The sequence below is a fragment of the Hydrotalea sp. AMD genome, from assembly GCF_004100315.1.
In the GTDB taxonomy this organism is placed as follows: Bacteria; Bacteroidota; Bacteroidia; order Chitinophagales; family Chitinophagaceae; genus Hydrotalea; species Hydrotalea flava.
Map to the genome: position 1 here is coordinate 38,283 of NZ_SCKY01000022.1, position 23,450 is coordinate 61,732.

At 37.3% G+C, this 23,450-nt stretch carries 19 protein-coding genes; 10 read left to right on the top strand and 9 right to left on the bottom strand.

The window, feature by feature from the left end; all coding sequences use genetic code 11:
• Nucleotides 1–21: 21 nt before the first annotated feature.
• The 6 genes from EO766_RS14520 to nth all read left to right on the top strand — a co-directional run bounded on the left by EO766_RS14520 (nt 22) and on the right by nth (nt 4,816).
• Nucleotides 22–933, top strand: coding sequence for an ATP-binding cassette domain-containing protein (locus tag EO766_RS14520; protein WP_218331276.1), 912 nt, complete (start codon nt 22–24; stop codon nt 931–933).
• A gap of 64 nt (nt 934–997) precedes the next feature.
• The gene (eno, locus tag EO766_RS14525; protein WP_218331275.1) at nt 998–2,287 is read left to right on the top strand and encodes a phosphopyruvate hydratase; all 1,290 of its coding nucleotides are present in this window, start codon (nt 998–1,000) and stop codon (nt 2,285–2,287) included.
• Nucleotides 2,288–2,550: 263 nt separating this feature from the next.
• On the top strand, nt 2,551–2,850 hold the full coding sequence (locus tag EO766_RS14530) for an FtsB family cell division protein (RefSeq protein ID WP_074418599.1): 300 nt from the start codon (nt 2,551–2,553) through the stop codon (nt 2,848–2,850).
• A gap of 110 nt (nt 2,851–2,960) precedes the next feature.
• A complete protein-coding gene (locus tag EO766_RS14535) occupies nt 2,961–3,194 on the top strand; it encodes a hypothetical protein (RefSeq protein ID WP_074418598.1) in 234 nt (77 codons plus the stop codon).
• Between the two features lie 37 nt (nt 3,195–3,231).
• Complete coding sequence (locus EO766_RS14540; RefSeq protein ID WP_074418597.1) at nt 3,232–4,113, top strand: alpha/beta hydrolase; 882 nt, start codon at nt 3,232–3,234, stop codon at nt 4,111–4,113.
• 37 nt (nt 4,114–4,150) lie between these two features.
• Nucleotides 4,151–4,816, top strand: coding sequence for an endonuclease III (nth, locus tag EO766_RS14545; RefSeq protein WP_218331274.1), 666 nt, complete (start codon nt 4,151–4,153; stop codon nt 4,814–4,816).
• 1 nt (nt 4,817) lies between these two features.
• Here nth and prfA read toward each other — a convergent pair whose 3' ends face one another.
• Nucleotides 4,818–5,879: a peptide chain release factor 1 gene (gene prfA / locus EO766_RS14550; RefSeq protein WP_218331273.1), complete on the bottom strand. Its 1,062-nt coding sequence runs from the start codon at nt 5,877–5,879 to the stop codon at nt 4,818–4,820.
• 86 nt (nt 5,880–5,965) lie between these two features.
• On the opposite strand from prfA, the gene EO766_RS14555 reads away from it, so the two are divergent.
• The 3 genes from EO766_RS14555 (at nt 5,966) to EO766_RS14565 (ending at nt 10,959) form a co-directional block, all read left to right on the top strand.
• Nucleotides 5,966–7,537, top strand: coding sequence for an N-acyl-D-amino-acid deacylase family protein (locus tag EO766_RS14555; protein ID WP_074418652.1), 1,572 nt, complete (start codon nt 5,966–5,968; stop codon nt 7,535–7,537).
• Between the two features lie 70 nt (nt 7,538–7,607).
• Nucleotides 7,608–8,777, top strand: coding sequence for a dipeptidase (locus EO766_RS14560; protein ID WP_218331272.1), 1,170 nt, complete (start codon nt 7,608–7,610; stop codon nt 8,775–8,777).
• Nucleotides 8,778–8,793: 16 nt separating this feature from the next.
• Entirely contained in the window at nt 8,794–10,959 is a 2,166-nt protein-coding gene (locus EO766_RS14565) for a penicillin acylase family protein (protein WP_287101454.1), read from the top strand.
• Nucleotides 10,960–10,965: 6 nt separating this feature from the next.
• Here EO766_RS14565 and EO766_RS14570 read toward each other — a convergent pair whose 3' ends face one another.
• The 3 genes from EO766_RS14570 to EO766_RS14580 all read right to left on the bottom strand — a co-directional run bounded on the left by EO766_RS14570 (nt 10,966) and on the right by EO766_RS14580 (nt 14,814).
• Nucleotides 10,966–12,960, bottom strand: coding sequence for an alpha-ketoacid dehydrogenase subunit alpha/beta (locus EO766_RS14570; protein ID WP_218331270.1), 1,995 nt, complete (start codon nt 12,958–12,960; stop codon nt 10,966–10,968).
• Nucleotides 12,961–13,102: 142 nt separating this feature from the next.
• A complete protein-coding gene (locus tag EO766_RS14575; protein WP_218331269.1) occupies nt 13,103–13,879 on the bottom strand; it encodes a Bax inhibitor-1/YccA family protein in 777 nt (258 codons plus the stop codon).
• Nucleotides 13,880–13,941: 62 nt separating this feature from the next.
• Entirely contained in the window at nt 13,942–14,814 is an 873-nt protein-coding gene (locus tag EO766_RS14580) for a polysaccharide deacetylase family protein (protein WP_218331268.1), read from the bottom strand.
• A gap of 139 nt (nt 14,815–14,953) precedes the next feature.
• Here EO766_RS14580 and EO766_RS14585 point away from each other — a divergent pair, with 139 nt between their 5' ends.
• Nucleotides 14,954–16,807 (top strand): 2-oxoacid:acceptor oxidoreductase subunit alpha, encoded by a 1,854-nt coding sequence (locus EO766_RS14585; protein ID WP_074420280.1) that lies wholly within the window; start codon nt 14,954–14,956, stop codon nt 16,805–16,807.
• A gap of 85 nt (nt 16,808–16,892) precedes the next feature.
• Here the strand turns inward: EO766_RS14585 and EO766_RS14590 are convergent, their stop codons facing one another.
• The 5 genes from EO766_RS14590 to EO766_RS14610 form a co-directional block, all read right to left on the bottom strand.
• Nucleotides 16,893–19,151, bottom strand: a complete 2,259-nt coding sequence (locus EO766_RS14590) for an FUSC family protein (protein WP_074420279.1) — start codon at nt 19,149–19,151, stop codon at nt 16,893–16,895.
• A 93-nt stretch (nt 19,152–19,244) separates the two neighbouring features.
• Nucleotides 19,245–20,276: a UDP-glucose 4-epimerase GalE gene (galE, locus tag EO766_RS14595; RefSeq protein ID WP_074420278.1), complete on the bottom strand. Its 1,032-nt coding sequence runs from the start codon at nt 20,274–20,276 to the stop codon at nt 19,245–19,247.
• Between the two features lie 149 nt (nt 20,277–20,425).
• On the bottom strand, nt 20,426–21,439 hold the full coding sequence (locus tag EO766_RS14600) for an inorganic phosphate transporter (protein WP_068245085.1): 1,014 nt from the start codon (nt 21,437–21,439) through the stop codon (nt 20,426–20,428).
• Between the two features lie 47 nt (nt 21,440–21,486).
• On the bottom strand, nt 21,487–22,134 hold the full coding sequence (locus EO766_RS14605; RefSeq protein ID WP_068245082.1) for a DUF47 domain-containing protein: 648 nt from the start codon (nt 22,132–22,134) through the stop codon (nt 21,487–21,489).
• Nucleotides 22,135–22,381: 247 nt separating this feature from the next.
• Nucleotides 22,382–23,428 carry a sensor histidine kinase gene (locus EO766_RS14610; RefSeq protein ID WP_074420277.1) on the bottom strand — a complete coding sequence of 349 codons (1,047 nt, stop codon included), beginning with the start codon at nt 23,426–23,428 and terminating at the stop codon, nt 22,382–22,384.
• Nucleotides 23,429–23,450: the final 22 nt, after the last annotated feature.

Below are 23,450 nucleotides of genomic sequence, written 5' to 3' on the forward strand. Positions count from 1 at the left end.
TTTCGGGCAAATTAGCAACACATGTCGGTAGAAGTGCAACATTTACTGAAACAGTATGGTACACAATTGGCAGTAAACGATATAAGTTTTAAGCTGAATAAAGGAGAAATTACCGGTTTTCTCGGGCCAAATGGTGCCGGTAAAAGTACCACCATGAAAATGATAACCGGCTATTTAAAGTCTGATGCCGGAACCGTTTTAGTGAATGGAATAGATGTGCAAAGGAATCCAATTGACGTAAAAAAAATGATTGGATATTTGCCCGAGTCAAATGCATTGTACTATGAAATGTATGTGAGTGAATACCTTTATTTTGTTGCTGGCATTAAAAAAATAGATCAAAAATGGAAGCACATAAAAAACGTAATTGCCCTTACTGGTCTGGAACTTGAAAAAAATAAAAAAATAGGGCAGCTTTCAAAAGGATACAAACAAAGGGTAGGTCTTGCTGCAGCATTAATTAATCAGCCTAAAGTACTTATTTTAGATGAGCCAATCAGTGGGTTAGATCCCAATCAAATTGTTGAAATTAGAAATGTTATTAAACAGCAGGGAAGTGATAAAACGGTATTGTTTTCTTCCCATACTTTACAGGAAGTGAATGCAGTATGCGATCGGGTTATGATTATTCATAAAGGACAAATAGTAGCCAATGATTCGTTGCAAAATTTACAACATCAAAAAAATGAAGTGGTAACTGTTATTGTAAGTTTTCGGGAGCAGTATTTAACTCCAGAGCAATTAAAATTCAATTTTGTTGATCGTGTAGAAATGATAACGCCGGGTAATTTTAAATTACATACCAAACAAGAGCAATTGGTAAGAAAAAACCTGCTGGCTTTTGCCTTACAGGAAAATTTGAATATACTTTCTCTACAAACGGAACAAAAATCGCTGGAAGAAGTATTTCGCCAGCTAACACTTGGTAGTTAAATATATCAGAAAAAATTCCACAGATAAATTAATTTCGCATCCAATAAATTAAAAATAAGCAACCATGAGTTACATTGTAGAAGTACATGCCCGCCAAATATTAGATAGTCGCGGTAACCCAACGATTGAAGTAGATGTTTTAACCGATGAAGGTATCATGGGCCGTGCAGCAGTACCCAGTGGTGCCAGCACCGGTGTACATGAAGCCGTTGAATTGCGGGATAATGATAAAAAAGTTTATCAGGGAAAAGGTGTTTTACAGGCTGTAAAAAATGTAAACGATACAATAGCAGAAGCAGTAGTGGGTTATGATGTTGCCCAACAAGTGGCCATTGATGAGGCGATGATTGAATTAGATGGCACGCCCAACAAAGCTAAATTAGGTGCCAACGCAATTTTAGCAGTTAGTATGGCTGTTGCAAAAACTGCTGCCGAAGAAGCAGGATTGCCCTTATATCGCTACATAGGTGGTACCAATGCAAAAACATTGCCCATTCCTATGATGAATATTTTAAACGGTGGTGCACACGCCGATAATAAAATAGATTTTCAGGAATTTATGGTAATGCCTATTGGCGCCCCATCTTTTAGTGAAGGATTGCGCTGGGGTGTTGAGGTTTTTCACGCATTAAAATCAGTATTAAAGAAAAAAGGTTACAGTACCAATGTGGGCGATGAAGGTGGTTTTGCACCTAATATTCAAAGCAATGAAGAAGCCATTGATACTGTAATGGCGGCAATTAGCGCTGCCGGGTTCAAAGCCGGAACACAGATGGCCATTGCCATGGATCCTGCAGTAAGTGAAATGTTTAATGCCGATAAAAAAGTATATCATTTTCATAAATCAGATGGCAAAGAACTTTCCATTGAAAAAATGGTAGATTATTGGGCTAACTGGGCAAAAAATTATCCCATTGTTTCTATTGAAGATGGTATGGCTGAAGACGACTGGGATGGCTGGAAATTATTAACACAAACATTGGGCAGTAAAATACAATTGGTGGGCGATGATTTGTTTGTTACCAACGTAAACCGTTTACAAAGAGGTATTGATGAGCATATTGCCAATGCATTATTGGTGAAAGTAAATCAAATTGGATCAATTACTGAAACAATTAATGCCGTTACTTTGGCGCAGCACAATGGTTATAATACTATCATGAGTCATAGAAGCGGTGAAACTGAAGATGTAACCATTGCCGATTTAGCTGTTGCATTAGGTTGCGGACAAATTAAAACCGGCTCCGCTTCCCGTACAGATAGAATTGCCAAATACAACCAGCTGCTTAGAATTGAGGAAGAACTGGGTTCAACAGCCATCTTCCCGACCGGTAAAATTAAGTTTGCTAAGTAGTGATATTTAATTACTTATTGAATGAAAGAAGAAGGCATGGCAACATGTTTTCTTCTTTTTTTATGCTTTTTTCAATAAAACAGCAAATATTCCGTTTAATAAAAAAAATAACTTTCAACTCAAGTAATTTTGGCATGAGGCTGCTCAAATCAATTTGAAATATTCTTTTGTGTTCTTGATATGAATCAATCAGTTGAAAAAAAATGTTACACTACAATGCATTTGGTTGTTTAAAAGGTTGAAATAAAAATGTTCTCTTACGCATGAAAAAAATTCCCTCATTTTTTTACAATAAGTATGTGCTGGTCACCGCATTTTTTGTGGTTTGGATGCTATTTATTGATCAGCGCGATGTTTTTTATGTATTGCAGCAAAAACATCAATTACAATCACTGCAATTAAAAAAACAATACTATGAGCAGCAAATTAAACTGGTACAAATAGATTTAGATAATTTACAGCATAATCCCGCCGCAATTGAAAAATTTGCCCGTGAAAAATATCTGATGAAAAAGCCCAATGAAGATGTTTTTATTGTGGAAGGCGATGTTTTCCACAATTAATGCACTACTGCAATAATTGAAATAAAAGCTCGTTTAACTGAGGTCGTCTTGTTTGATTAAAAAATGAAACAACAAATCACCAATAACACTGCAAAAAATATCCGGTAACAATGAAATCATTTACAGAAGAAGCACTATTATTATACCTTTATCAGGAAACCGATAAAAATCTAACTAAAGAAATTGAAGCAGCATTAGAAGAAGATATTCATTTGCAAGAAAGACTGAAAGTACTGCAACGCAGCATCAAACAATTAGAACGGTTAAAAAAACAATCAAAACATCCCCGCGAAGAGTCTGTGAACAGTATTTTGGCGTATGCTAAAAAATTGGCTAAAAAATAACGTATTTTTAGTTTGCTATTTTTCAAAAACACATGTTATGAAATCATTTTTATTGGTATTGGTGCTTTGCACCACAGGTTACTTTGCAGTAGCTCAATCGCACGGTACAGTAAGTGAACATGAAGTAATTAAAAGTAATATTCTGCATAAAGATGTAGCGTATGCAGTGTACCTTCCTTTCGATTATACTACTTCAAACCGCAATTATCCTGTTGTTTATTTATTGCATGGGTATACTGATGATCAAACCGGTTGGTTGCAGTTTGGTGAAATAAACCGTTATGCAGATAATGCTATTGCCCATGGTATCATTCCTCCTATGATTATTATTATGCCGAATGCTGACTCAAGCTGGTATATTAATTCATTTGATGGGAATGAAAATTATGAAGACTTTTTTATAAAAGAGTTGATGCCCACAGTTGAAAAAAAATACCGTATTAAAGCTGAAAAAAAATTCAGAGGTATTGCTGGACTATCGATGGGTGGTTATGGCACTTTAATATACGCTATGAAATATCCCGATTTGTTTGCAGCAGCAGCCCCACTCAGTGCCGCCGTTTTTACCGACGATGAGATGGTAAATATGCCACAAAAAAGCTGGGATATAACATTTGCCAGATTATATGGTAATAACTTAACAGGTAAACAGCGTTTAAATAATGCCTGGTATCAAAATTCTATTTTAAAAATGGTAGAGAATACACCGGCAGATAGTTTGAAAAAAGTACGTTACTGGATTGATTGCGGCGATGATGATTTCTTAACAAGAGGAAACTGCATGCTGCATATTGCATTAACCGATAAAAAAATTCCACACGAATATAGGGTGCGTGATGGGGCGCATAACTGGACATACTGGCGCACCGGAATTACAGATGCACTTCAGTTTATTGGAAACAGCTTTCACCAGTTTTAGCCACTTTTCTTTGTTGTATTCTATTTGAAGCAGGTGTATGACCAAAAAAGAACGTTATAAAATTGTATTAGATTATTTTGAACGTAGCATACCCAATGCGCAAACAGAACTAATATACCATAATCCGTTCCAACTGCTGGTTGCTGTTATTCTTTCTGCACAATGCACTGATGTTCGGGTTAATCAAACCACACCGGCTATTTTTAAAAGGTATCCTAACGTGGATGCATTGGCGAAAGCTACATTTGAAGAATTATTACCATTAATAAAAAGTATATCTTATCCCAACAATAAAACCAAACATTTAATAGGCATGGCCAATATGCTCATTCAAAAGTTTGGGGGCGAGGTACCCATGACGGTGAATGAATTGGTTCAATTACCCGGAGTAGGCCGCAAAACAGCCAATGTAATTACCAGTGTTATTGATCAGCAACCCAATATGGCGGTAGATACACATGTTTTTAGGGTAAGTGCCCGTTTGGGTTTAACTACAAAAGCTACTACGCCCTTAGCAGCCGAAAAGCAATTGGTTCAATACATACCCGAAACATTGGTGCACAAAGCACATCATTGGCTTATTTTGCATGGGCGATATACCTGTTTGGCACGCAATCCTAAATGCAGTGCATGTGGTTTAACCGAAATATGTTTGTATTATAAAAAACAAATGAAAAGTAAAACCTTAAAAACAACCGCATAGCTTACTGATTGGCCATTTTTGCAGAGTTTTCTGCCAATTGCAGTGCTTCAATAAATTCATCTATTTCGCCATTCATTACTGCATCTAAATTATATGAAGTTAATCCAATTCTGTGGTCGGTAACCCTTCCCTGCGGCCAGTTGTAGGTGCGAATTTTTGCACTTCTGTCGCCGGTGCTTACCAAAGTTTTTCTTTGCCGGGCAATTTCTTCTTCCTGTTTACGCACCTGTTCTTCATACAATTTTGTACGCAGCATTTGCATAGCTTTTTCGCGATTGCCTAACTGTGTTCGCTCTGTTTGGCATACCACCACTGTTCCGGTGGGTATATGGGTTAAAAATACCTTGGTTTCTACTTTGTTTACATTTTGTCCGCCGGCACCTCCACTTCTGGCAGTTTCCATTTTAACATCACTTTCTTTCAACTCAAAATCAACTTCTTCTGCTTCCGGTATCACTGCAACAGTAGCCGCCGAAGTATGCACACGGCCCTGCGTTTCAGTAGCGGGTACACGTTGAACACGGTGTACACCACTTTCAAATTTTAAAGTTCCATACACATCTTCGCCGGTTACTTCTACCACAACTTCTTTGTAGCCACCTGCTGTGCCCTCACTTTCACTCACAATAGCCGTTTTCCAACCCTTTTTGGCACAATAACGTAAATACATTCCTAATAAATCGCCTGCAAAAAGGCTCGCTTCATCGCCACCGGTACCGGCTCTAATTTCCAAAATGGCATTTTTATCATCCTGCGGATCTTTCGGAATTAATAATTGGGTTAATATTTTTTCTAATGAATCTTTCTTCATTTCTAATTCCGGTAATTCCATTTTGGCCAGGTCTTTCATCTCCTCATCGTTGCTATTCAGGTTTTCTTTTACAAATTGATAGTCGTTGAGTACCTTTTTGTATTCCTCAAATGGTTGTACAATTTTCTCTAAGGAACGGTATTCCTTGCTAAGTTTTCCAAACTCTGCCTGGTTATTAATAATCTCCGGGTTGGTCAGTGCAACACCTACCTGGTCAAATCGCGCTTTAATGGCTTCTAGTTTATCCAGCATATCCACAAAAAATTTTGAGTTGGCAAAAGTACTGCTTTGCAGTAAGATTAAGTTTCCTTAATTTCAATCACCCCAAAACAGCACACATGAGAAAATTAATTTGGCTTTTTATTGTTCTTTTCCCCGTTGCACTAACAGCCCAAACTGCTGATATACTTATAAAAAATGGGAAAATTATCAATGGAACAGGTAATAATTGGTTTTATGGTGATGTGGCTGTTGTGAACAATAAAATTGCAGCGGTAGGTAATCTCTCTGCCTGGAAAAGCGCCAAAGTAATCGATGCCGCCGGAATGATAGTAGCACCTGGTTTTATAGATGTACACACGCATATTGAAGGCGATGAAGTCCGAAATCCTACAGCAGATAATTTTATTTATGATGGAGTAACCACGGTAATAACGGGTAATTGTGGCCTTTCTAAAGTAGATATTGGAAATTATTTTAAGTGGTTAGATAGCTTGCATCTTTCTATTAACATTGCATCATTAGTAGGGCATAATGATATACGGAAAGCCGTAATGGGCACTGCCCGAAGAGCGCCCACTGAAGCTGAAATGTTGCAGATGGAAGCTATTACCCGAAAAGCAATGCAGGATGGAGCAGTAGGTTTGTCAACCGGCTTAATTTATATTCCCGGCACCTATGCTGCTACCGATGAAGTGGTGGCTCTAACAAAAATTGCTGCAGCCTATCATGGTGTATATGCCACCCATATGCGTGATGAAGGTGATAGTGTAGTACAAGCCATTCAGGAGGCATTGCATATTGGAACAGTTGCAGGACTGCCTGTTGAAATTTCGCACTTTAAATTAAGTGGCCAGCAAAACTGGAGAAGAAGTAAAGAAACACTTGCTTTAATAATAGATGCCAGAAAAAAAGGGATTGATGTTACCATTGATCAATATCCTTATACCGCCAGTAGTACCAATTTAGGAACATTGTTACCTGATTGGGTATTGGCAGATGGCAAAGATTCAATTAATGCCCGATTGAATAATCCTGTTATCCGTGAACAGGTAATTGCTTATATGCTACAACGCTTAAGTAAGCGAAAATTAAAGCATTTCAGTTACCCGGTAGTAGCCAATTATGCTTTTGATACTGCTTTTAATGGGAAAAGTATCGAAACAATAAACCTGTTAAAAGGCCGAAAACATACGGCCAAAGCTGAAGCTGAAACCGTTTTAGAAATGATGCAGCACGGTGGTGCAGGAATGGTTTTTCATGGCATGAGTGAAACAGATGTACAATACATTATGCAGTATCCTTTCTGCATGTTTGGGTGCGATGCTGGTATCAGGGTTTTTGGCGAAGGGGTGCCACATCCCCGAGGCTATGGCAGTAATGCTAAAATTTTAGGAAAGTATGTTCGTGAGGAACATTTGTTTTCTTTGGAACAAGCCATCCGGCGCATGACCAGTCTGCCAGCTCAAAAATTTCACTTACAAAACAGAGGATTATTATTGCCGGGGTATGCGGCAGATATTGTAGTGTTTAATCCGGATACAGTAACCGATAAAGCTACCTATGAAAAACCACACCAGTATTCAGAAGGGTTTAAATATGTGGTAGTGAATGGAACCATTACATTGAAAAATGGGCAGCATACCGGCGCACGAAATGGTATTACACTAAAAAATAGTGCATCATTTTAATGGTTTCATAAAGGAGGAGTACCATTTTGAAAATAGCTTGTTGTATTGCATTAATTATAAACATTCATATATGAAAATATTTTTTACCCTAATCGCTTTGTGTTTTGCTATCAGCTTATCTGCACAACGTTACCAACGCATTACACAGCAGGCTATTTTAGTAGATACCCACAATGATATTTTAACCGCCTGTATTGAAAAGAAGGTATCGTTAGATCAAGACTTGAAAGGTATTACCATGTCTGATTTAAAAAGATTTAAACAGGGTGGAGTAGATGTACAATTTTTTTCTGTGTGGTGTGATAGTGACCAACGGAACCCATTTGACTTTGCGAATCGTGAAATGGATACATTGTATGCCGTGGCTGAACGAAACCCTGATAAAATGGCTATCGTAAAAAATTATAGCCAGTTAATGCAGGCGGTAAAAGCACATAAACTGGCAGCATTATTTGGCGTAGAAGGTGGACACATGATTGAAAATGATGTATCCAAACTCGATAGCCTGTACAAAAGAGGTGCCCGCTATTTAACACTCACCTGGAATAATTCAAACCCCTGGGCAAGTTCGGCAATGGATGAAACCCTTCACCCCGATGCATTGCAACAAAAAGGACTGTCTGATTTTGGAAAAAAATTAGTACAACACATGAATCAATTGGGAATGATGATTGATGTATCGCATGTAGGTGAACAAACTTTTTGGGATGTAATGCATGCCACAACCAAACCTGTAATTGCTTCGCACAGTGATGTTTATGCGCTTTGTCCGGTTTTTCGAAATTTAAAAGATGATCAGATAAAAGCGATTGGTAAAAATGGAGGTGTTGTACAATTGAATTTTTATTCCGGATTTTTAGACAGCACTTTTATGCAAAAACAAAAACTGTTTGGTGTGCACCATCGCCATGAATTAGATTCAATGATTCATGCAGGAACACAACAAGATTATGCCCTAATCATTTTATTTGAAAAATATGCAGCAGAAGTAAATAGCTGGCGGCCTCCATTATCCTTACTGCTCGATCATTTGGATTATGTGGTACATTTAATTGGTGTAGACCATGTTGGCATTGGATCTGATTTTGATGGCATTAACGCTGCACCGCAGCAATTAAATGATGTTACAAATTATGCGCTCATTACCAAAGGTTTATTGCAAAGAGGATACAGTAAAAAAGATATCAATAAAATTTTAGGCGGTAATTTGTTACGTGTTTTCAAACAAAACGAAAATTAAAAATAAAAGTATTGTTATGAAATATGTATGGATTGCTTTGCTTTGGCCGATACAGCTTTTTGCACAATCACCTACCCATGAAATGGTTGCAAGATGGGAAGACATGGCAAATAATGTAACCATCATCAGGGATAATTGGGGCATACCACATATTTACGGAAAAACAGATGCGGCTGCTGTTTTTGGTTTGTTGTATGCACAATGCGAAGATGATTTTGATAGGGTTGAAATGAATTATATTGAAAAATTAGGCCGTATGTCTGAGATAAAAGGTGAATCTGCTTTGTATGATGATTTACTGATCAGGTTGCAAATTGATTCAGCAGATGCCCAAAAAGATTATGCAGCGGCGCCGCAATGGTTAAAAGCTTTACTCAATGCGTATGCCGATGGCATCAATTTTTATTTGTACAAACATCCGGAGGTAAAGCCCAAATTGCTATACTGCTTTAAACCCTGGTATCCACTTTTGTGGACGGATGGTAGTATTGGTGCCATAGATATTGGAGGGCTAAGTACAACTGAAATAAAAAATTTTTATGGCAAGTTAAATGAGCCTGTAGCTAAAGTTGATACTGAAAATAACATCTTAACATCAGGTTCTAACGGCTTTGCCTTTGCGCCATCCCGAACAGCATCGGGTAATGCGATATTGTACATTAATCCGCATGTTACTTTTTATTTTAGATTTGAAGTGCAAGTGGCAAGTGATGAGGGGTTAAATGCATATGGTGCAGTAACTTGGGGGCAATTCTTTGTCTATCAGGGTTTCAACGAACATTGCGGCTGGATGCATACCTCCAGCTACGCAGATGCAGCTGATTTGTATGCTGAAAAAATTGTTCAAAAAAAGGGGCAATATTTTTATGAATACGAAAAGAAATGGTTGCCGGTAAAAGAAAAAAGTATTACCATTTCCTACACAACTGATAATGGATTGTCCTCAAAATCATTCACTACTTTTTTTACACAACATGGTACTGTAATGGCTGAGCGCAATGGTAAATGGATATCCGTTAAGGCTATGAACCGATCTATGACCAGCCTTATTCAATCCTGGGAACGCACAAAGGCCAATGGGTTTGAATCGTACAAAAAAATTATGGAGTTGTATGCCAATACCTCTAACAATACCGTTTTTGCAGATGATAAGGGCAATATTGCCTACTGGCATGGAAATTTTATACCACGCAGAGATACAGCTTATAACTGGGCATTACCTGTTGATGGCACTACTGCCGCAACTGAATGGAAAGGCTTACATACTTTAGATGAAATGGTGCATGTATATAATCCTGCCACCGGCTGGATAGAAAATTGTAATTCAACCCCTTTTACCGTATCGGGAAGCAGCAGTCCCTTGAAACAAAATTATCCGCGTTATATGGCACCCGATGGTCAGAATTTCAGAGGAATATTGGCCGTTAAACTTTGGAAAAATGCAACACAATTAACCATTGATAAGGTTATAAAAACAGCATATAATACACATTTAAGTGCATTTGATATTTTAATTCCTGCTTTGCTGAACGCATATGACGCTGAAAAAAATAATTATGCAAACCTGCAGCAGCCTATAGAAATTTTACGAAACTGGAATCGTGATGCCAATGCTACGTCGGTTGCTACTACATTGGCTATTGAATGGGCACAGCAATTATTACCTGCTATTATGCGCAATAATGGAGATGATGATGATCAGGTACAAAAAACTGAAAAATTTGTACAACAAGCCAATGCCGCTACCTTATTACAGCCACTTGAAAATGTGATTCAAAAATTAATTGAAAATTTCGGCACATGGCAAGTTGCCTGGGGCGATATGAACCGTTACCAGCGGTTAACCGGAAAAATAAATGAGCAATTTGATGATAGCAAACCCAGTCTGCCTGTTGGTTTTGCAGCTTCTACCTGGGGTTGTATTCCATCGTTTGTCAGCAGAACATTTAATGGAACCAAAAAAAGATATGGGTATAACGGCAATAGTTTTATTTGTGCGGTTGAATTTGGAAAAAGAATAAAAGCCAAATCATTGCTCACCGGTGGCGAAAGTGGTCATTTGTCATCTGCGCATTTTTCCGATCAGGCAGCCATGTACACCAATGGCATTTTTAAAGATGTGCTGTTTTACAAAGAAGATGTATTGCAACATGCCGAAAAAACCTATCATCCGGGTAGTTGATTCCATTTAATAATGCATTAGTTTTTGAATAGCAGCTTCTAATCTTGAACTGGCTAAAAAATTTTGTTCCAATGCCGTATTAAATGGAATGGGTGTATCTAAACTGGCACAGCGCAACACGGGTGCATCTAAATGCTCAAAACAATGTTCAGTGATCCATGCACTGATTTCAGCACCAATACCGCCTGTTAAGGTATCTTCATGCAGCACCAATATTTTACCTGTTTTATGAACCGTAGCACGAATGCTTTCATAATCAAAAGGCTGTAAAGATCTTAAATCAAGAATTTCAATATCTGTTTCAGTATGTTGCGCTGTATATTGTAATGCCCAGTGAACACCGGCGCCATAGGTAATAATACTCATATCATTCCCGGGTTTTATTACACGTGCTTTTCCGATAGGAATTTCATAGTACCCGTTTGGGACATAGCCACTAATACTCCTGTACAAAGCTTTATGTTCAAAAAATAAAACCGGATTGGGGTCTTTAAAAGCTGCAAGTAATAATCCTTTTGCATCAAAAGGGGTAGCAGGGTATACTACTTTTAATCCGGGTACATGTGTAAACCATGCTTCATTGCTCTGAGAATGGTATGGGCCAGCACCAACACCGGCACCTGTAGGCATGCGAATTACTACATCAGCATTTTGTCCCCAGCGGTAATGGATTTTTGCAAGATTATTTACAATTTGATTAAAGCCTACTGATACAAAATCGGCGAACTGCATTTCAACCATACTTTTAAATCCTTCTAAACTTAGCCCCAGTGCTGTTCCTATAATTGCGCTTTCACAAAGTGGTGTATTGCGTACCCGATTTTTGCCAAATTTTTCAACGAACCCTTCTGTAATTTTAAATGCACCGCCATATTCTGCAATATCCTGCCCCATCAATATCAGGTTAGGATATTTTTCCATTGCCTGATCTAATCCTTCTTTAATGGCATCTATAAGTCGATGTGGTTTTTGTTGAGATGGATGATGGCGCAATGATTCATCAGGTTCATCAATAGCTTCCACTGGGGCATATACATCCGCTAATTCTAGTGCTGTATTGGGTATAATGGCCGGTGCCTGAAATGCGATTTGCAATTCCAGCTCAATTTCTTTCCTGGTATTTTGTCTGATTTCATCTATTGCCTGTGCAGAAAGTATTTGCGCATCTAATAAATACTGCTCATAATTTTTTACCGGATCTTTTTCGCCCCATATCTCAAATAATTCATGCGGAACATATTTTGTGCCGCTGGCCTCTTCATGCCCTCTCATTCTGAAAGTCATGCATTCAATAAAATAAGGCTTTTGCTGTGTGATGCAATAATCCCTAACCCCACGAATGGTATCATACACTTCCAAAATATTATTCCCATCAATTTGAACGGCTTCCACGCCATAACCTATGGCTTTGTCAACCAAATTTTTGCAACGGTACTGCTCATTTACTGGCGTGCTAAGTCCATAACCGTTGTTTTCAATCAAAAAAATAACGGGTAAGCTCCATACTGCCGCTACATTTAATGCTTCATGAAAATCGCCTTCGCTGGTTCCGCCATCACCACTAAAGGCTAATGCTACTTTTTGTTTTTGTTGTAGCTGATTGGCTAATGCCACACCATCGGCTATAGCCAATTGTGGGCCAAGGTGCGATATCATTCCGCAAATAAAATGTTCTTTGCTTCCAAAATGAAAACTTCTTTCTCTTCCTTTTGAGTAACCTTCATTATTGCCTTGCCATTGCATAAACAATTTATGCAGGGGCATTTTACGGGATGTAAACACACCTAGATTTCTATGCAGTGGCATTATCCATTCATCGGGTTCTAATGCCATGGTAGCGCCTACAGCAATGGCTTCCTGACCAATACCACTAAACCATTTACTGATTTTTCCCTGACGCAGTAACAACAGCATTTTTTCTTCTATCAATCTGGGTAATAACAAATGCCGGTAAAGGTTTATTAAGTCGGTATCAGTAAGCGATTTTCTGTTAAATTCCATGGCAGCTCTTGTTTTAAAGTTCTAAATTACCGGTTATTCGCTGCAGGTATATCAATCTGCAAAAATGTTTTCAAAGTTTTTTAAAAGGGTATAAAAAACCCCATACTGTTTGGGTATGGGGCTATCAAAAATAATTGGTTTATTAGTTTCTGCTGCTGGCCAAACGGCTAAGCAGTTTTAATATTTCAATGTATAACCAAACAATGGTAACCAGCAAACCAAAAGCGCCGTACCATTCCATAAATTTAGGTGCTCCTTGCTCAGCGCCTCTTTCAATCATATCAAAATCCAATAAAAGGTTCAAGGCAGCAATAGCTACAACAAACAAACTGATACCAATGCCAAGCATACCGCCATTGGTAATACTCATAAATGGCATATTCACTCCAAAAAGGCCCAAAACAAGTGTAAGGCCATAAAAGATAGCGATGCCTAAAGTAGCAGTGAAAATAATGCTTCTTAATTTGTCGGTTACTTTAATAATCCTGAAACTGTACAGCAAAAACATAGCAAGTGCAACACCAAAAGTTAAGCCCACTGCTTGTAGTACCAAATTTGGATAATTTTTTGCAAACATGTCATTGATCATTGCTGAAATGGCACCAATAAATAATCCTTCCAATATGCCATAGGCCGGGGCAATATAACCTGCCCACATGGGCTTAAACATAATTGCAATAGCGGCAATTAAGCCACCAAAAACACCCACCATCATTAAAGTGGTAGTGGTGCCGGGTTGTCCGCTTTGGTAAGTATGCCAGGTATAAAAAGCGCCACCAATTACCATCAGCATTAAAAAACCGAATTTATTTAAGGTGCCTCTAACACTCATAATGCCTTGTGCATTGGCTTCGGCAGTAAGGCTGTTATTAAAAATTTTTTCTGTTAAAGTAGGGTTACCAGATTTAAAAATTGCCATAATTTAAATTGTTTTAATTCTTGTGTAAAGTTACTGCAATAATGTAAAAAGAGTCGTTAAAGTTATAATGGTTTTTTAAGATTGGGGTAATGGTCAACTGTTTCAAAAACGTAGTTGGAGTTTTGTTTTAACAGGCTAATAAATTTTTGCAATGAATCTGTAAAATTAGCATTTCTGAACATCCGGTCGTGTGAAAGAATCACCAGATGGTTTTTAGTATGGGTATAATTTTTTTCGAATGCATGATTGACCAGTTCCAACATTGTTTCCGGAGTTTGAATGGGGTTTGCCGTTTTATGGTTAAAGCTCCATTCTACATCCCAGCCAATTACATTGTAACCGGCACTATCTAACATTTTGCAAACAGGCCTTACCAGTGGTGATGTTTTTATTGAATTGGCGCCAATCCATGCACTGTTACCCGGCAAACGAATAATTTTGAATGGAATATTGATTGTTTCCTGTGCTTGAATAAAGTCATTAAACGCCATTTGTGGATGATGATAAAAATAAATGTATTTATTGCCGGCATGTGTAAAACTGTGATTGGCCAATAGTATTTGCGGATAATCATTGCGAATAGATGCCACTAATTTTTTCAGGTATACATCGTTTATCTGATTGCCTATCATAAAAAAAGAAGCTTTTACCTGTTCTTTTTTGATGGTTTCTACGCAGGCAGTTGTGCCATGTTGCGGGCCGTCATCAAAAGTCAGATAGATGTATTTTTTTGTTGTATCATATTGAATGGGCGTGCTGATAATGGTTTGCTTTTGTGCATGCATGGAATCCGCCAGTGCCACTATATCAGGTATTGAAAGAGCAAGAGAAGATAATTTTGCATTGGAAGGCTTTTCATTGCATGAAATGCTAAGCATGAATAGCAGCCCCATTAAACTTTTTAAGGATAAATTTTTTAGTAAAGAATCAGTCATATGTTACTTTTATACCCTGCAGGTGGTGCAAGGTAATGCGGTAATGTGTAATAAATGTTTAAAATGTTTCTAAATTGCTGCAAAACTGCTCAAATATGAACGGGTATTATGCTTAACTTCGTAACCAATTTTTTATAAAATGAACAGAAATGAGCAATTACTGCAGGATGTAGTAATCAAGTTCGCCGGCGATAGCGGCGATGGCATGCAATTAACCGGTCAGCAATTTACCAATAACACCGCTTTATTAGGAATTGATTTAGCAACATTTCCCGATTTTCCTGCTGAAATCAGAGCCCCCATTGGAACACTGCCTGGGGTAAGTGGGTATCAATTACATTTTTCTTCCAATAAAGTATATACACCCGGCGATATTGCTGATGTGTTGGTAGCAATGAATGCGGCTGCATTAAAAGTAAACTTGAAAAGTATTAAACCGGGTGGAAAAATTATTGCCAATATTGATGGGTTTGATGCAAAAAATTTACGCTTAGCCAATTATCCGGATGGCGTTAATCCTTTAGAGGATGGTAGTTTGGATAGTTATGAAGTAATTAAAATTGATGTAACCAAACTGACAAGAGAAGCACTTAAAGATTTTACCGATTTAGGCACCAAAGAGCGTGATCGTGCCAAGAACATGTTTGTGTTGGGTTTTATTTATTGGATGTACAACCGCACACTTGATAATACCATTGCGTTTCTGAAGGAAAAATTTGGTAAGAAAGAAAGCATTTTACGAAGTAATATTAAGGTATTACAGGCGGGTTATAATTATGGTGATACCACTGAAACATTTACTACGCGATACAAAGTAGAAAAAGCCAAACTTCCTGCAGGTACTTACAGAAGTATCATGGGTAATCAGGCATTGGCATATGGTTTAATTGCAGCCAGCCAAAAAAGTGAGTTGCCTTTGTTCTTAGGTTCTTATCCTATTACACCTGCATCTGATATTTTGCATGAACTCAGCAAGTATAAAGGGTTTGGTGTAAAAACTTTTCAGGCAGAAGATGAAATTGCTGCCATTAGCTCCAGTATAGGTGCCAGTTATGGTGGTTCTTTGGGTATTACCACAACCTCAGGTCCTGGAATGGCTTTAAAAGCAGAGGCGATGGGCTTGGCAGTGATGTTGGAAATTCCTTTGGTGATTGTTGATATACAACGTGGCGGCCCCTCAACCGGATTGCCTACAAAAACCGAGCAAAGCGATTTAATGCAGGCATATTATGGCAGAAACGGGGAATGCCCTATGCCCATTATTGCATCAGCTACACCCAGTGATTGTTTTGATGTGGCTTATGAAGCTTGCAGAATTGCCGTACAGCATATGACGCCGGTTATTTTATTGAGTGATGGTTACATTGCCAATGGTGCTGAACCCTGGCGTTTTCCAAAAGCAGCAGATTTAAAACCAATTGAAGTGGCTTTTGCTCCTGCTAAAACTAATGCTGATGAAAAGTTTCAGCCGTATGTAAGAGATGAAAAATTAGTGCGTCCCTGGGCTGTACCCGGAACTGCAGGATTGGAGCACAGAATTGGTGGATTGGAAAAACAGGATATTACCGGAAATGTGAGTTATGACCCCGATAACCACCAACACATGGTAAAAATCAGACAGGCTAAAGTAGATAAAATTGCCGATCATATTCCATTACAGCATTTAGACAGTGGTGCCGAAACAGGCGATTTGCTTGTAATTGGATGGGGTTCAACGTATGGGGCTATTAAAAGTGCCGTACTCGAATTGCAACAGCAAGGCTATGTCGTTAGTCATGCCCACCTTCGTTATGTACGCCCTTTCCCAAAAAATCTTGGACAAATTATTAAAGGATTTAAGCAGGTATTGGTACCAGAAATTAACAATGGACAATTGGTTAAAATTTTGAGAGACATATACATGGTAGATGCGAAAGGTTACAATAAAATAATGGGTATTCCAATTACTAAAACTGAGTTGGTAGCTGAAATGAGTGCCATGCTGAAAAAATAAATGAATAACTAAAATATTAAATATATAAAAAATAAAACTTTTAATCCCCCTCTCTTAATCCTATATCAAAAACCAAAACCCTCTTTTATTCGGAGGGTTTATTTTTATGATATGCAATAAGCTTATCAGTAATTTTAGCCATATCATAGGAAACATTGTGTATAAAATAATACTGATCAGTAATTGATTTTAAGGTAGAAAGATATGGCCTGGTTTCACTATTCAATTGTCCGGCATTAATTTCATTGGCTCTTATTTGCAATAAATCATTAATTTTTTGCTCGATGGTGGTTGTTTGAATGATTTTATTTGAAAAATCTGTTTGCTCAATTATCTTATCAGATTGCAATTGCTGAATGCCGCTATCAAAATATTGTTCAATCAATATTCCGATATCGTTTAATTCAGGTGTGATATATTGGTTGGTTAGTTGCTCCGCATAAAAATTTAGGGTAGCCAAATGCGCATTGGTAATATGCAACAACACCACTAATTGGTGTATTTGTGTAAGGTGATGTTGCTGATTTTTAGGTTCAGATAGCATTCTGTTAAAGCTGTCTGAAACATTGGCTATTGCAACCCAACTTTTTTTTCTGGAAAGGCGCATATCTGCCTTGTTGTATATTGCCCTTCCTGTAAAAATTTCATTTAAAGCTTTAAAATAATTACGTGTATCAGCTAAAGCCCGCACTATAATGGTATCTAATTGAACACTTTCCCAAACCGGAGGTAAAACATAACTAAAAATGAAAGCTAAGGCAGAACCAATGGCCGTATCAATTAATCGGTCTGTAATCAGTAAGCGATAATTATTGAAATTTAAAAGGTGATACAGCAATATAACATATAAAGTAATGGCAACAACGCTTAGCCGGTAATTGGTGCGCATAAAACTGTAGGCTACCAGCATACTGGCAGAAAGTATCAGTAATAAAATAGTATCGTTATGAATAAAGTAAAGTGCTATTGCACCAATCATTGCACCAATGATGGTGCCGGTTAATCTTTCTTTATTTCTTTTTTTGGTAAGATTATAAGCCGGTTTTAAAATTACAATTACAGTTAATAAAAGCCAGTAACTATGCCCTAGTAAAAAATATTGCGCTATGAAATAGGCTGCCAGGGCTGCTAAAGCAATTCTGAGTGAGTGCCTGAAAATATTTGAATGGAAAGTTAAATTATCTAAAACTACGTTAAATGATATCCGTTGGTGTGAAATGAAATCTTCAGGATTTGTTTCCTGAAAAATTTTACCGGGTATTTTAGTTCTGTAAGATGTATATAATTCGAGCGTTTTTATTCTTCCAGCTACTGCTTCTATACTGTCTAAAATATGTTTCAGGCTGATTAAAATTGGAATAGAATCTGCTGCGATATTTTTAGCATGCAACTGGCTGTATTCATTTCTAAGTGAACGAATGGTTGCACTAAAATCAGTGGGTGATTGAATGGCAGTACTACTTTTTAAAGCAATTCCCGCTTCATCTAAGTAATTTGCCAGATCGCTAATTGCATTGGCATAACCTTTTAGTAAATTTTGTGCAGGAAGATAGGCATGCAATGCCTGATAATTCTGATGCGAAGTCATTGAAATTTCCAGTAAATCGGTTGCATCTAAAAATGCCATCATTAAAATGTGGCTAACCGGTGTAGATTCTTTTACAAAATTTCTGGTTTTAAAAATTAGTTCGGCTGTCAGGTTTTGTTTTTCCAGAACGGTTGTTTGCAATTGCAATAGTTGTGCGTAAGTATGCTCTAGATTTGTTGCATCCTGAAAAAAAGATCCTTTTAAACGCAAATATCTGCTGATGGATTCCAGATATTCTCCTAATGCCTGTTGCATGATTTTGTAGGGACGAAGATTATACAGTGCCAGGCTTAACAGGCTATACCAAACAGCACCCATTCCAATATAAAAACTTACGGTTACAACATCCCTCCAATTATTGTAATGGTGTTCTGCCTGTAATACTAAAATCAATAAAGCTGCAATTCCAATAGAAGCGGCCCTTGTTCCAAAAACACCTAACATGGAAAATATAAAACACAATAAGGGTAATATGAAACCATATAACCAGTGGATTGGACTGGCGAAACCAATGATTAACGACACCAAAAACAGGATAATACTTCCGGCTAAAAATCCGTTTTTGCGATGGGAAATTGGGCCGGGATTGTCGCTAATGGCTATACCCAATGCGCCCAGCGACATATTAATGCCAATAGGCAAAGCATGAAAATATCCTGCAACAAGTGAAGGCAATAAAATGCCAAAGGTAATTCTTACCCCTTCGCCAACATAATAACTATTAATAAAACTGCGGAATTGTTTTAAATAATCCATACAGGTATAAAGTTATTCCCTTCACCTGCAAATCGTAAATTTTTTATTACTTCAATAAATGCGGAATAGTACAATAGTTTGATTTTCCGGGTGCTATTTAATTTTTTTTGTCGTAAACTGTTTTTGTTCCCAAGCCCATGCAGTGCGCATCATATCTTCTAAGCTGTATTGAATGTTCCAGCCTAATGTTTTTTTTGCTAATTCGTTATTGGCATAAATGACTACTACATCGCCCGGCCTTCTTGGGCCAATTTCATAATTTAATTGAACACCACTTACTTTTTCAAATGCATGTATGGCTTCCAAAACGGAAACTCCATTGCCGGTGCCTAAATTAAAAACATCGCAATAGCTTTTGTTTTTTTGAGCAATTAAATATTCCAAAGCAAGGGTATGTGCATGTGCAATATCACATACATGAATAAAGTCTCTGATGCAACTACCATCTCGTGTAGGATAATCGTTGCCATACACCATTAGTTTGGGTATTTTACCGATAGCAGTTTGGGTAATAGCCGGCACAAGATTCATGGGTTTACCAATGGGCAGTTCGCCCAAATGATTGGAAGGATGGGCACCTACCGGATTAAAGTAGCGTAATAAAATTGAAGTAGTTTCAAAAGCATTACTGCAATCTCTTACAATATCCTCACCCATTTGTTTGGTAGCTCCATAAGGCGATTCAGCTTTTTTGATGGGAAAAGATTCTGTAACAGGTATACTATCGGGATTACCATAAACAGTGCAGGAAGAAGAAAAAACAAAGTAAGGAATAGAAAATTCCTTTACACATTTCAGCAGATTGATTAATGAAAACAGATTGTTTTCATAGTAAAACAAAGGTTGTTCAACCGATTCACTTACGGCCTTATAAGCTGCAAAATGTATAATTCCTGTAATATCATGATGTTCTTGAAATACCGCTTGTGTTTCATCAAAATTCTTCAAATCAACTGTATAATTTTTTATTTTTTTTCCGGTAATCAATTCAATGCCATTTAAAGCAGTAATGCTTGATCTTGAATTATCATCAATAGAAATTACTTCATATCCGTTTTCAATTAAATCAACAATGGTGTGTGATCCAATATAGCCGCATCCACCGGTAACTAATATTTTCTTCATATTATTCAAACTATTTTGAGATTCTCAGTTATACTAAGCTGTTGTGTAATATTATTTTCATTCATTTCAATGAAAATATAAACCGGTATAAAGTTATACCCTGATTGTGTAAATATGGAAAGATAGCCGTATAAATTTATGTGCAAACGTTAGAATAAAAAATTTGCGCCATAATAGAACAATGCAGCCATACCTGCTGAAACCGGGATGGTTAGTATCCATGCCCAAACTAAATTGATAGTGACCCCCCAGCGCACTGCACTTAAGCGTTTGGTGGCTCCAACGCCAATAATGGCACCGGTTATGGTATGGGTAGTACTTACCGGGATGCCAAAAAATGTAGTTAAAAATATGGTTAATGCACCACCACCTTCTGCACAAAATCCTTCTAACGGGGTAACCTTTGTAATTTTTGTACCCATGGTTTTAACAATGCGCCAGCCGCCAAACAAAGTACCCAAAGCTATTGCCGTATAACATGCAAAAGGCAGCCATTCGGGCATGGCAAAATTGTGAATAGAACCAATATTTGGGTTAGAAGATTTTTCAAAAAACCATAAACCGGCTAAAATTAAACCCATGGTTTTTTGTGAATCGCCACCGCCATGCGCTAAGCTTAATGCACCAGATGATACCAATTGCAAACGTTTAAACCATCCTTCAGCTTTAGAGGGGCGGGCATTTTTTGCCACATTAACAGTAATAATGGTGATGATAAAACCAAATATTAATCCCAAAATAGGGGAGAGTACCATGAAAACTAATGCAGTTATAATGGGGCTGCTGTTTACGCCATCTAATCCGCCACCGGCTGCAATGGCTGCACCGGCTAAACCCCCAATTAAAGTGTGAGATGAGCTGGAGGGGATACCAAAATACCAGGTAATTAAATTCCAGATAATAGCAGCAACGGTTGCAGCCATTAATACATGAAAATTAATTATATTTTCTGCAATGATGTTGGCAATAGTGCCGGCTACTTTGTGTTCTTTAAAAACAAAATAGGCAATAAAGTTAAAAGAAGCTGCCCAAACTACTGCCTGTAAAGGTGTGAGTACTTTTGTAGAAACGATGGTGGCAATGGAGTTGGCAGCATCATGAAAGCCATTAATAAAATCAAATATCAGCGCAAGTACAACAAGTGTAACCAATAAAATCATCATATCTCCTGATTGCTGTTAATAAGTTTAGTTTAAGCCATCAATGCCGATTAAGCATATTTGATGATAATGGATTCAATTACATTAGCGGCATCTTCGCATTTATCTGTAGCAATTTCCAATACCTGATAAATTTCTCTCTTTTTAATCACTTCTTTGGCATCATTCTCTTTCTGAAAAAGCATTTCAATGCTCATATCAAAAACATCATCGGCCTGATTTTCTATGGAATTTACTTTTACTAATGCTTCAGTCATTTTTCTCAAATCTTTCATATCGCGAAGGCCATATACTGCTTTTTTAATTTCATTGCAACCCTGGTAAATTAATTCAGCCATTTTTTGGATACCGCTGTCATTAGGGTTAATATGGTAGAAATTAATTTTTTTGGAAGAGGAATAAATATAATCTGCAATATCATCTAATGCAGTGGCCAAATAGTGAATATCTTCCCTATCGAAAGGGGTTATAAAATTTCTGCCTAATTCGGTAAAAATTTTGTGGGTATGGTCATCATTTTTGTGTTCTAAATCTTCAATTTGTTTAATAAGTGGTGCCCTTTTATCATGTTCCGGTTCTGCTACCACTTTTTTAAGCATATCTGCCATCTCACAAACGGTATCGGCTACCTGCTCAAAAAGTTCGTAGAAAATTTTGTTTTTGGGCATGAAAATCCTGCCAATCGTGTTTAATCCCATAATCGAAAAAATTTGGACAAAAGTAAAGCTATGGATTTGAAGCCTTGGGTAAAAAAAAGAATTAATAATTTGTTAATACAGCCATTTAAACTTTGGCTCCAAAATGTTAATGATTTGGTTGCATTGAATTTACATTGGCTTCACATTGGGCTCTTTATTTTGCATTCAGAATTTAGTTCATAGTTAAAGCGCAACAAGAGTACAGTAGATTTTCTCATGACCGGCCCTTATTTTCATAGGGGCTTTTTTAATTTCTTTTGGTAGAAAGGGTAAACCCAACCGATGTACCTACATCAATTTTGCTTCTTATATGTATGGTTTGGCCATGTGCTTCAATAATGTGTTTGCAAATGGCTAATCCTAAACCTGTACCGCCTACATTTCGGCTTCTTCCCCGGTCGGTTCGGTAAAAACGTTCAAACACTCTGGGTAAATGCTCTTCAGCAATGCCAATCCCATCATCACTAATTTCAACTAAAACATGCATGCCATCGGTTTTATAAATACTGGCTATAATAGTACCATTGTTTTTACCGTATTTGGTGGCGTTTATCACTAAGTTATTGAGCACCTGCCTTATTTTTTCTTTGTCGGCAAATACAATTATGGGTGCTTCACATCCTTTTTTAATGATTGTTTTTATTTGTTTGGCTGCAGTTTTTATGGAAAGGGCTTCAAAAACTTCCCTGATTAAATCCTGAATAATAAAATTTTCTTTATACAGGGGTTGTTCACCACTTTCTAATTTCGAGATCTCATCTAAATCTTCCACTAAATTTACCATTCGGTCAATATTTTTAGAAGCATTTTCCAAAAACTTTTTATTGACTTCCGGATTTTCAATGGCACCACTTAATAAAGTATCTATATAACCCTGAATGGCAAAAATGGGTGTTTTAAATTCATGTGCTAAATTTTGAAGAAATTCTTTCCGGTAAGCTTCATTTTGTTTCAGCAATTCTATTTCAGCACTTTTTTGTTCTGCCCATTTTTCTACATCTTCTCGTACCTCATCTATTCCCTTTTGTGGTAATATATATTTATAATAGGTTTCTTCCCTTTTACTGGCTTTGGTTTGATAAATGAATTTATAAATTAGCTTGATTTTTCGGTAAATGAACGATTCCAGCACAAACCCGATGAGATAATAACTACCAATAAAAGTGAGTACAAATGCTGCTGCACCAATCCATACATTTTCAATTAAAAAAAATGTAAATCCAATAGGAATGGCCAGAAATAATGCGGTTAAGGCAGATAGTTGCTGGGGCGATAAATTTTTGGTTTCTAACATAGTGGCTAATATGCATAAAGCT